The organism is Pseudomonas sp. UBA5706 (genome assembly GCF_002419965.1).
GTDB lineage: Bacteria > Pseudomonadota > Gammaproteobacteria > Pseudomonadales > Pseudomonadaceae > Aquipseudomonas.
The window spans coordinates 38,816-49,792 of the sequence record NZ_DIHC01000062.1 but is presented as its reverse complement, the minus strand read 5'-3'; the positions used below and the strand labels follow the sequence as shown (position 1 = coordinate 49,792).

Genomic DNA, 10,977 nt, shown 5'->3' with positions numbered 1-10,977 from the left:
TTTGGGTCTTCAGGAGGCTTTGACGACGATGGCCGTAATGTTGTCGGGAGCACCCCGGGTCAGGCCCAGATGCACAAGGCTGCGAACCACTTGCCAAGGATCGGCATGGCCCAGCACATCGCGAATTTCATGGTCTTCGGCGGTCTTGTTCAGGCCATCGCTGCATAGCAGGTAGGTATCGCCGGGCAGGATATCGAGGTCGATCATCGCCAGATTCAGCGTGTCTTCAACGCCGATGGCACGCGTGACGATGTTGGCCCGCGGATGCACCCTGGCTTGCGCTTCGGTCAGCAGGCCGCTGTCCTGCAAGTCCTGTACGTAGCTGTGATCACGGGAAATGCCCTGCAACTCGCCGCCGCGCAAGCGGTAAAGGCGGCTGTCTCCGGCCCACAGGCACACACCCCGATCGCCTTTGATCGCCAGCGTGACGACGGTGCTGCCCATCATGCCGAGGCCGCGCCGACGGGTTTCTTCGCGCACCGCCGAATTCACCTCAGTCAACGCTGTGCGCAGCAAAAACGAGTAGTTCGACAACGCGTCGGCAGGTGGCGAGCGGCGCAGGGTGTCAACGATCAGACTGGCGACGTAATCCCCTGCCGAATGCCCGCCCATGCCATCGGCCACGACCCACAGACCGTGTTCGGGCAATTCGAGAAATGCGTCCTCATTGATCTGCCGCACCATGCCTACGTGGCTGTAGCTGGCAGAGCGCAATCGAGGGGTTTGAGGCAATACAGACATCTAGATCGACGCTCCTTGTCCCAGCAAGTAGCTGCCAAATTCGGCAGCGTCAGGCAGACCCTGACAACGCAACAGGCCGGGGGCGATACGTTCGCAGCCTTTGCCCCACCACAGGCTCGCACCTTCACAGGCCAATTCGGCCAATGCGCGATGACGGCTGTCCGGTTCGCTTGCACCCGTGCGCTGCAAGCCGGCGAAACGACTGATCGCGTGACGTTGAGACGTCGGTAGAAACCCCAGGGTTGAGACGCTTTGATCGAAAGCTGAAAAGTCGGAGCCGTGTTCAAGAGTCGACAGCATTAGCGTTTCGGCTCGCTCGAACCATTGTTCAGGAGCGCTGACCAACGCCGCCAGGGACTGATCGGGCTCAAGGGTCTGGGCGACGGTCAGGGGAAAATAGCGGCCGACTCGGTCAATGCTTGGCATCAGCACGCCGACCACCGCGTCCGGGCCGCACACATCGGCTGCCAGGGCAAAGCGCCACAGAGGGCTTACCAGGTACGCATTGAGCCAGTCCTCGCCCAGTTGCTGCTGACTGACATGCAGCCCTGACGCCAGCCACGCGTCCCAGGGCTGGATAAAGCTTTGCGGCAAGCTGCGGCTGACGAAGTCGCCGCGACTGGCCAATTTGCCGTAGAAACCCAGCGTCGTCATAACCGCTCCGGCAGGCTGAAACCGCTCAACACGCGGCTCTTGAACGGATTGAAAGCACTGTTGGCGCGCAGCTCATAAGAAATGCTGGCGTTGTCCACACGCAAACGCAGGTTGAACCGATCAGGCGATCCACCCGCCACCAGATCCGATTGCTCCAGCAGACGGAACCAGGCCCACGGGCCATCCAGCGTGATGCCGGAACGACCACTGGCCGCGGGCGGCGAGATCGACAAACGCACGACGCCGATGCTGCCGGGATTGGGCCACTGCATGGCCACCGGGCGACTCGGGCCGTGGTCATAGCTGATCTGCTGCCCGTCCAGGTCCAGCAGGAACTGGGTGATCGAAGCGTCCATCGCCACCGGCTTGAGTTCGAAACGCACGGTGGGTTGCACACCGCCTGAACGGAAGAACGCATCGCGAATCGCCGCAGCGCGCTGGAAGGTCTGCAGTACCGAGGCGTTGATCCCCAGTTTCTGCGCCGCCCCCGGCTGCCAGCGCCAGGCCGACGCCGAGGTGTCGACGTAACTTTGCAAGTATTTGCGGAAGTAGTTATCCATCACCCCGCCCACGCCGAAGAACTGGCCGAAGTCGTCGAGCGTGGCATCCCGCGCGCTGCCCGGTGCCAGTGGATAGCGGCCACTGAGTGACTGCCGATAGACGTTGACCACATCGCTGACCCACGCCGCGTTCAGTTGATTGCGCACCCCGCCCATCATCGTATTGGTGGTCGAACTGACGACCGACTTCACCAGACTCTGCACCACCGGCGGTTCACGATCGGCATTGAGGTTGACCCGCGTCGCGGCGGCGCTTGCCGAATTCTTTGCCTCGCCCAGCAACGCATCGCCGCTGGCGCCGACCATTGCGCTGACCTGCACATACAGCGCGTTCATGTCCGCGAGCAGGCCATCGATGGCGGCAGGTTCACCCTCGCCCTTGCTGACGAAAGCGTTAAGCTCGGCGAAGTGCGCGCTGACCGGATCGTCCGTGGCCGCAGGTGTCGCCACATGGCTGACCTGCTCCTGGCCAAGGATCGAACCCAGGCGTTGCTTGAGCTGATCGACCCCGCCTTCGACCTTCTTGCCCTGCTCGGCCAGCAGTTTGTCTTCCTGCTGCAGATTGGTCTCCCTGGCCACCGCCACCAGCAGCTTTTTCAGCGGCGAAATTGGTCCGGAAATCACTCGTAACACGTCAGCGGCCTGGGCCACGCTGGTGATGGGCACGAAGTCGATGTCAGCTAGCAGTGCATCCCACTGGCGCTGATAATCCTGGAAGTACAGGCGGCGCACATCCCCGGCAAGGCTGGCGACGTTCTGCTGGTCAGCGCGGTCCAGGCCCAGTACCCACTGCTCTTCCGCCAGCGTGCCAGCCTGGCTCAGGCTGGTTGCAAGGAACGCTTCGCGGTAGCCCTTGGCGGTGAAGAATCCACTCAGCGGATCGCCCAGCGGCTTGCCGCTCTTGCGCGCAAACACCAGCGCGGCATCACGTCCGGCGGCTTCGGTAACACGAAAATCAGACACGCCCTCGGGCAGCTTCTGACGCTTGACCCGGTCGTAAACCCGCTGCGCCACCGGCAGTTGCTGCAATTGCCGACGCAAATCATCGATCAATCGCTGATCCAGACGTGCATTGGGCGGATGACGCTCGAACAACGCCTGCAGATGCTCACCCAGCGCCTGACGCTGATCGGGGGGCAGATCGCGGGGCAAGCTCTGATCCCAGTCCAGCGCCACCCATGCCTTGAGGAAATCCGGGTCATAGTGCTCGCTGTCGGCGAGCATCAGGTACGCCTTCAATCCTTCGTAAAGGAAATCGGAGCTGCCGCCGCTGCGCAGCTGTTCTTCGACACGGGTCACCAGACGCGGTGCGAACACCGCAATCAGCAACTTGCGATAAACGCTGCCGGATTCGGCCTGCAGCATGTCGCCCTGATACAAGCCCAGACCTTGCGCCATGCCTGGAGGGTCGCCCGCCAGATGGCGCACGGCATTGAGCAGTGGCAGCACCGCCAGCACCTCCCGCTGCGCCGGGCTCAGGTTCTGTACGCTTTGGCCAAGCGGCGTGACCTTCTGATCGACCTGCGCGATATAGGATTGGTTGGCGCGATAGCTGATCAGCCACAGCGTACCGACCACCAGAACCATAGCGATGGTCGCCGCCAACGCTCCCCGCGCCAGCCATTTGCGCCGCCGCTCGACCTTGGGATTGACTCCCACCAACCCGCGCTCGGCGAACGCCACGGCGGTGAACAGTTTTTCGATGAAGTAACTGCGCCCGGTCCCGGTCTGCCGGGCCAGGTGCTGGCGGTCCAGATTCATGCTCTGGGCCATGGCACCGATCAGACGGTCGATGGGACTGCCTTCCTGGGTGCCGCTGGTGAAATAGACACCACGCAGCAACGCGCGATCTTCGAACGCATTGGGTTTGAACACGCCATCGAGGAAACTTTGCAGCGTGTCTTTCAACGCACCGAACTGCTGCAGGAAGCCATAGATCAAATCCCGTCGCGCCGGATCGCGTTCCTGCTGCAAACGCTCGACCAGACGCGCATTCAGTCGCTGCTCCAGCAAGGCGAATTCGCTGAGGAAAGTCGCCAGCGGGCCATCTGCATTGTTCCCGTCGGCGTTTTTGCCATCGTCGATGGCGAAGGTCATGCCCCAGACCTGCGCGCGCTCTTCCTTGCTCAGGGCATCGAAGAACTCCATGAAGCCGGGCACCAGATCGAGCTTGGTTAGCATGACGTAGATCGGGAAACGCACGCCAAGCTGGCTGTACAACTCTTGAATACGTGCCCGTATCGCTGCCGCATGAGCCGCGCGTTCAGCTTCCGTGCCCAGCAGCAGGTCGGACAGGCTGATGGCGATGAACGCGCCGTCGATGGGGCGCCGGGAGCGCTGGGTTTTCAGCAGGTCGAGAAAGCCTAGCCAGGCCGCTTTGTCGATCTGAGTGTGGCTGTCCTGGGTGGTGTAGCGGCCAGCAGTATCGAGCAAAACCGCTTCGTCCGTGAACCACCAGTCGCAGTTGCGCGTACCACCAACGCCACGAATCGCGCCCGCGCCCATTTGCGCGGCCAGCGGGAAATGCAGCCCGGAATTGACGAGTGCGGTGGTCTTGCCCGAACCTGGCGGGCCAATGATCACGTACCAGGGCAGTTCATAGAGGTTGCGACGCTCGTCTGCGCCCAAGCGGGCTTTCTTCAGCAGGTTGAGCGCGTCATCCATACGCTGACGCAAGGTCGCCAGCTCTTCTGCGGTGGCAACGCTGGCGGGGTCTGGCGCGGTTTCTGCCGCCAGGCTTTGCATGACCTTCGCGGCTTGTCGGCGCGCTTGGAGGATGCGAAATGCCCGCCAGGCCATCCACATTGCGAACAGCAAGGCAATCAACGCCCAGCGCCTGCCTTGCGGCACCAACACATCCAGCACCGGACCGACGAACCAGATGATCAGGCTCAGCGCGACCAGGCCGAGGACCGGCACGACCCAGCGAATGACAAAACCGAAAAACGCCTTCACTCGACCCCCTCCGCCAACACTGTGATTTCAACCCGACGATTCTTCGCGCGACCTTCTGCAGTGGCATTGGAGGCCACAGGCTCGGTGTCGCTGCGCCCTTCGGCGGAGAAGCGCTCGGGCTGGCCGGTCTTGGCCGCGAGCATCTGCAGCACCTGTTCGGCCCGCGCCTGGGACAACGCCCAGTTGGAAGGGAAACGCAGCGTGGCGATGGGGCGATTATCACTGTGGCCGGTGACCCGCACCTGACCTTTGACTTTGCGGATGGCGTCGGCGATGCGCAGCATCAGCGGCTGGAAGTCATCAACGATGGTCGCACTGCCGGACGAGAAAATCTCGTCGCCGCGAATGGTCACCACCGAACGGTCCACGGCATCTTCCACAGCGACCCGGTTGGCCTTGATGTCTTCCACCAGAAAGCCCGCAAGACGCGGACGCTCGATGACTTTGGGCTGCACCACGGCGGGGGTGATCGCCTGCACGGGAATCTCGCCCAGCGCATGAATGTTCTTGAATACCGGCTCCGCGTCGGAGGCAAGTTTCAGACGCAGGCCAAACAATAGCAGGAGCAACAACGCAAGCCCGACCGCCAGCCCTACCCACGGCGGCATGAATTGCGACAGGCGATCACGCACCACCGTCAATCCGCGCCAATGCGGCGACAGCTCACGTTCGAACTCGCCCCGTGCGCTGCGAATCGCCGCGGCAGTCCGCTCGCGCAAGGCTTCCAGGTGGCTGCGGCCATCGTTCATCACCCGATAGCGACCTTCGAAGCCCAGGCGCATGCACAGGTACAGCAACTCGAGCAGATACAAACGCTCACGCGGACTTTGCAGGCAGTGCTCCAGCAGCTGGAACACCTTTTCGCCCCCCCAGGCTTCATTGTGCACAGTGATCAACAGGCTCTGCTTACCCCATTCACTGGTGCTGCCCCACGGCGTACTGAGCACCGCTTCGTCCAGCGCCGTGCACAGGGCGTAACGCGCGAGCAGCACTTCATTGCGCGCGACACCAGCGGCCTCGGCGCGCTCTTCGAACTGGCGCAGGTAGCCCAGCAACTGCGCACGCAAACTGGCAGGAGCCGGGTGTGAGATGGTGCTGCGTAGCCGGGTCAGCAACGCCAGCAGCGGTCCCGCCGCGGCCTCTAGCGGATTCAGGCCCTGCGCCTGCCCCAAGGGCAGTGGCGCTGCTGGCACCGACAGTGGCGGCGGTGGCGAGTCGGGCTGGGCAGCAGGTTGCGGGCCACGACCGCCGGGGCGAGGCATGAACTGCGTGCGATCGTTTCCAGGCATCGGCGGGTTAAAGGGTTCGTCATGGGAAGGCATCGCCGTTTATCCTCGGATGGCCCAAAAAGCCAGGTTCAGGCCTGGAAACTCGCCTGCCACGTGGAAGGCGAAGCCACCCGAATGCGCCAGTTGCTTCCAGTGCTCGCTGCCGCGATCCAGTTCGTAGTAAGTCGAACCTGCGTGAAACGGAATCTGCCGTGGCGCAACAGGCAACGGCAGCAGACCGATACCCGGCAGTTGCAGGTTTACCAGATCGCGAATGTGCTCCACCGAGCCGATCTTGCTCTGCTGTGCAAAGCGCCCGCGCAGGGTTTCGCTCGGCATGTCGGCGCGCACCACCAGAATGAAACTGGCGTTGTCGATCAAGGTGCGGTCGGCCAGCATCGCCACATGAATGCCGTACGCTTTTTCGACGATAGGAATCGGCGTGGCCTTGCTATCGATCAGCATCGACAGGGCTTCGCGCAACGCCTGCATGACCTGTGTGAAGCTCACGGCCAGGTCATCGTGCTGATAACGCCCAAACTCCTCGGGCCGGCGACCGGAAGTCGAGAACGTGGCGAACTCACCCGCCAGACTCACCAGTTCGCTGTAAAAACGCTCAGGGTGCAGCGGGCTGATTTGACTCAGATGGTCGATCAGCGGCTGAGCCCGGTTGACCAGCTGCAGCAGCATGAAATCGGCGATCTCCGAGGCGCCGCCAGCGCCAGACGCGACCACCCGACCGGCCAGTGCCTCGCCACGTTGATGCAGCAGCCCCAGCAGCTCGCTGCGAAACGCCGTCAGCGGCTTGGATGCTGCAACGTCCAGCAGCGGCGGAATGTAGCTGTCATCGAGAACCAATGCGCGATCGGCGCGTTTTTCCTTGACCCGCACCAGCCCCACGGCTGCGTAGTCGCTCAGCCCGTCTTTTTCGGTCAGCAAACGCAAGGCCCGCGTGCCGATGGCCACAGGCGCACGATTCTCGAACGGTGCGTTGTCATCGCGCACTTCGCGCACCTGGCTGATGAAACGTGCGCCACCCGCCACCTCGCCCTCATCCACCGTGTCCCGTTGCCCTGCGCGCTTGAGCGGCAGGGCCAGATACACCACGCCGTCTCGAAAGTCGTCGTCGATGCTCAGCGGGCTCGGCGCCAGGTCATCCTGGGGGATGTTGAACGGCGTGCCGTCGGGCAACAGTCCGCGCGCCGAGACGATGGCCAGCTTGCCCTGCGCCAGCAAGCCCTGATCCAGCAGCAGCTCGGAAAAGCCCCAGGCCCCGACCGACAGCGGACGACTACGGGCGTCGATGAGGTTTTCCAGGTAACGGTCATGCTGCTGAAAGTGCTGTGTTCCGATGAACATGCCTTCCGACCAGACCACACGATTGTTCCAGGACATGGGTTCTCCGATTGTCTATTGCGCAGGGCGAGTAGGTGCGGCGGCGGGATCGCTGCTGACGGCTCGGCTATCGAGGTCAATCCGGAACTCGCTGGTTTGCCGCGGCGCGACATTAAGCACGGCACGCCACTGGGCCTGATCGATTTCGCGGTAGCTGACCACCAGACCGATCTGGCGAGTGGCGGTGTTCAGCGCGCGTTCCACGTTGAGCTGTTGACCGGGCTGCAACAGCACTTCGTCCTGATCCAGAAGATCGGCGCCCAGCGTGCTCTGCGCGCGCTCAGCCAGGGCGAAGTAGTCGGCACGGCTGAAGCTGGCGGTGTTCTTGAGTTCGAAAATACGCACGCGCACAGGCGCGGGATCGCCGTTGGCGCCGGGGTTCAGGCCCGCGACGGCCGTGAAGTGCAAGACAACGGTGTTGGCATCAGTGGTCTTTTCGACCGGCTGCGGCGATTCCGCGTTTTTGGCACAAGAAACCAGCAGCAGCGCCATGGCCACTGCCGATACAACTCTTAGAAACATCCTGCGTCCTCGTGACGTGCTGACTGTCTATCCGTTTTTCCTGATGCCGCGCCCTCAAGGGCGGCGCAATCGTGCGCTGTGCTCCTCGTAGGCACGGCTGAATTCGCGACCGAATAGAACTTGAAAGTCCTCTTCTGCTTCGCGGGATATCTGTGTGTATAGCTCAGTGAACTGCTGCCAGTTTTGCGCTTGACGCGAACCGAACAGGTTGGACAACGCCCCGGGCTTGCCCATGCGCGCTTCCAGCTCCGCGGGTTCAAAACGTTTGAGCAGCGCCTTGATCGCCGCCTCGACGCCTGCCATGACTGCGAGCTGATGGGCACGCAGATCGTCGAAGCTGTCGTCGATGGCTTGATCCGGCGGCATGAATGCCTGATTACCGTGACGCAGCAGCAAGAGCAGCGCTTCATCGGCATTGGGGGCAAACTTGAGCGGGTTGTTTTCCACGGGACGAATCATGGTTTGCTGCATGCGGAACTCGCCCTTGAGGCTGCTACGGGCACGCAACACATCGATGAGCCCCTCGACCATCAACCGATAGCTGCGCCCGATGGCCTCCATCTGCGCCTCGACCTGCGCCGTATCGATACGCAACTGATCAAGCCCAGCGCCACGCAGAAACGCCTTGAGCAAGAGCGACTCAGCGCCCTCGGTTGCAGGCGCATTGACCTCGGCGAGCGGAGGCGGCGTTAGAGCCACAGGCGCCGCCTGCACCACAGGCGCCGGACTCGGCGGAGCGTCCGGGGTCGGGGTCGGGGATTTGGGCATGTCGGCAAACAGATCCCAGTCTTCGGGGATCACGCCTGGAGACGGCACTGGCGTTGGCTGGACGATCGGCACCGCAGGCGCCTGCGCAATCGGTGGGCGAAAGTCATGACGCTCCACCGGTACGTGATCCGATACTGTAGCGGGAGGCACGCTGGGCGGGGTGAGAAAATCGAACAGGTCAGGGAAGGTGTCCTGGGAGGTGCCACCCTGAAAATGTGCAACCGGTGTTGCATGGATCGGGACGGGCGCAGCGCTGTTTTGTCGTCCCATCAATGCTTCGAAACTGTTGGATGAATCAGCCCCCGGAAAGTCCGCGCCAGGCAGCTTTATCTCGAAATCGATTCGTGCGCGAATCTCGTAGTCACCGATGCGGATGACCTCGCCGTCCTCCAGTAGCTCGCTGTTTCCACGACGCAACCGGATACCCGCATTGACCAGCTCTACTCCGTTAGTACTGCTGTCGGTGATGTAGTAACGACCGTCTTTATACTGAATGACACAATGTCTCGAAGAAACAAGGCGTTCCGGATCTGGAAGCACCCAGTCATTTTCCTGACTACGGCCAATTGCCATCACCCCGTTATCCATCGATATCTCGGGGACCTGACCGGGGGTTATCTTGTGATAGCTGGTGATAGTCAAACAGAGCGACACTGTGCCTCCTTGCTTGCACATCGAGCGCCTGCACACAGACACACAGGCCTGTGAGGTCAATCGACTATCGTGCAAAAACGCTCAAAAACCGGGATTAAACAAGCCAGATGTTGAATTTTCCACAATTCTACACACACATCCGTGATCGTCGTACACAGGCTGACTCAGCAGTCCTACGGGCTGTTAGGCACGTCACAACTGTCACAGAGGGCGCATAGCTTACCTTGACAACGGATAACGTCCACACCAAAAATGCACAACTTCTGGAACATTCATGATATCTAGGTGATATCACAGATTGTATAAAAATAAAGAATGTTCCGTGGTCCGCGTAGGAATTTTCCACGCCAACTATAAAGATTTATCCGCGCCCGATAAGGAGATCGATTTTGGTGGATGTTCCGTTGTTACTCGCCGCAGTTTCCGCGAACTCTCCGTGTGGCGATGATCTGGAATATGACGCGGACTTCCTGCAGTTGGAGCGCGACGCCCAAGGCAAGCCCGAGCGCACCATGGGCGATTCGGTGCACCCTGCAGAGCCGCCCCCTTGGCGACAGATAGAACAGTCCAGCATTACCCTTCTGCAACGCAGTAAAGACCTACGCATTACCCATTTCCTTCTGCAAAGCGCCTTGGCCCTGGATGGTTTTTCCGGTCTGGCCAACGCCCTGACGCTGATCAACGATCTGCTGGGTCAATACTGGCCCACGCTGTATCCGCAACTCGACGCGGATGACGACAACGACCCCACCGTGCGCATCAACGCGCTGTCCGGCATCGCTTGCGACACCAACATTCGACTGCTGCGTGAAAGCCTGCTGACCCGCTCGCGTACGTTCGGACCTATCAGCCTGCGTGCGGCGTTGCACGCCAGCGGCCTGCAGAGTTTTGCTGACGAACATCTCACGCCCGATGAACTGGCAGGTGCGCTGCGCGACGGTGATCCCGAACAGTTGTCCGCGTTGCGCTCTGCCTTGCAGGAAGCGCACGGCACGGCCGACGCCATCGAACAATACGTGTCCAGCCAGGTAGGCTCCGCCCAGGGTGTGGATCTGGCCGCCCTCAAGCTGCCGCTTAAACAGGCGCTGCACATTCTCGGCGAATACGCGCCCGGCAACATCGTGACCGAACACGCAACCCGGGATATCAGCGATGCGCCGTCCGTGGACCAGACCTTGATTGCGGCGTCGCGTGTATCGGGAGAAATCGGCAACCGCGATGACGTGGTCCGCAGCCTCGACAGGATTCTTGCTTACTACGCCCGTCACGAGCCTTCGAGCCCGCTGCCGGTGTTATTGAATCGGGCGAAAAATCTGGTGCACGCCGACTTCGCGGCTATCGTGCGCAACCTGATTCCCGACGGTATGTCCCAGTTCGAAAATCTGCGCGGTCCGGACGCCGAGTAACCCGGCTCGCTCCCGCAGCGAGCCGGCAAGCGTCAGGATCACGCAACCCCGTTA

The 10,977-nt window shown here is 61.6% G+C and carries 8 protein-coding genes; 1 reads left to right on the top strand and 7 read right to left on the bottom strand.

The window, feature by feature from the left end; genetic code table 11:
• Positions 1 to 9: 9 nt before the first annotated feature.
• From B3I26_RS28205 to tagH, 7 genes are read right to left on the bottom strand one after another with little or no spacing between them, the layout of a single operon-like run.
• The gene (locus B3I26_RS28205; protein ID WP_296262701.1) at positions 10 to 741 is read right to left on the bottom strand and encodes a PP2C family protein-serine/threonine phosphatase; all 732 of its coding nucleotides are present in this window, start codon (positions 739 to 741) and stop codon (positions 10 to 12) included.
• Positions 742 to 1,395, bottom strand: a complete 654-nt coding sequence (tagF, locus tag B3I26_RS28200) for a type VI secretion system-associated protein TagF (protein WP_296262700.1) — start codon at positions 1,393 to 1,395, stop codon at positions 742 to 744. It lies immediately after the preceding gene.
• Complete coding sequence (tssM, locus tag B3I26_RS28195) at positions 1,392 to 4,910, bottom strand: type VI secretion system membrane subunit TssM (RefSeq protein WP_296262699.1); 3,519 nt, start codon at positions 4,908 to 4,910, stop codon at positions 1,392 to 1,394. The genes tagF and tssM overlap by 4 nt, the downstream gene beginning before the upstream one ends.
• Complete coding sequence (locus B3I26_RS28190; RefSeq protein ID WP_409522044.1) at positions 4,907 to 6,232, bottom strand: DotU family type VI secretion system protein; 1,326 nt, start codon at positions 6,230 to 6,232, stop codon at positions 4,907 to 4,909. Before B3I26_RS28190 ends, tssM begins: the two co-directional genes overlap by 4 nt.
• 6 nt (positions 6,233 to 6,238) lie before the next feature.
• Entirely contained in the window at positions 6,239 to 7,573 is a 1,335-nt protein-coding gene (gene tssK / locus B3I26_RS28185) for a type VI secretion system baseplate subunit TssK (RefSeq protein ID WP_296262698.1), read from the bottom strand.
• 15 nt (positions 7,574 to 7,588) lie between these two features.
• Positions 7,589 to 8,095, bottom strand: a complete 507-nt coding sequence (gene tssJ / locus B3I26_RS28180) for a type VI secretion system lipoprotein TssJ (protein WP_296262697.1) — start codon at positions 8,093 to 8,095, stop codon at positions 7,589 to 7,591.
• 54 nt (positions 8,096 to 8,149) lie between these two features.
• Positions 8,150 to 9,517, bottom strand: coding sequence for a type VI secretion system-associated FHA domain protein TagH (gene tagH / locus B3I26_RS28175; RefSeq protein WP_296262696.1), 1,368 nt, complete (start codon positions 9,515 to 9,517; stop codon positions 8,150 to 8,152).
• A gap of 392 nt (positions 9,518 to 9,909) precedes the next feature.
• Between tagH and tssA the strand changes: the two genes are divergently transcribed.
• Complete coding sequence (gene tssA, locus B3I26_RS28170) at positions 9,910 to 10,923, top strand: type VI secretion system protein TssA (protein WP_296262695.1); 1,014 nt, start codon at positions 9,910 to 9,912, stop codon at positions 10,921 to 10,923.
• The last annotated feature ends 54 nt before the right edge of the window (positions 10,924 to 10,977 follow it).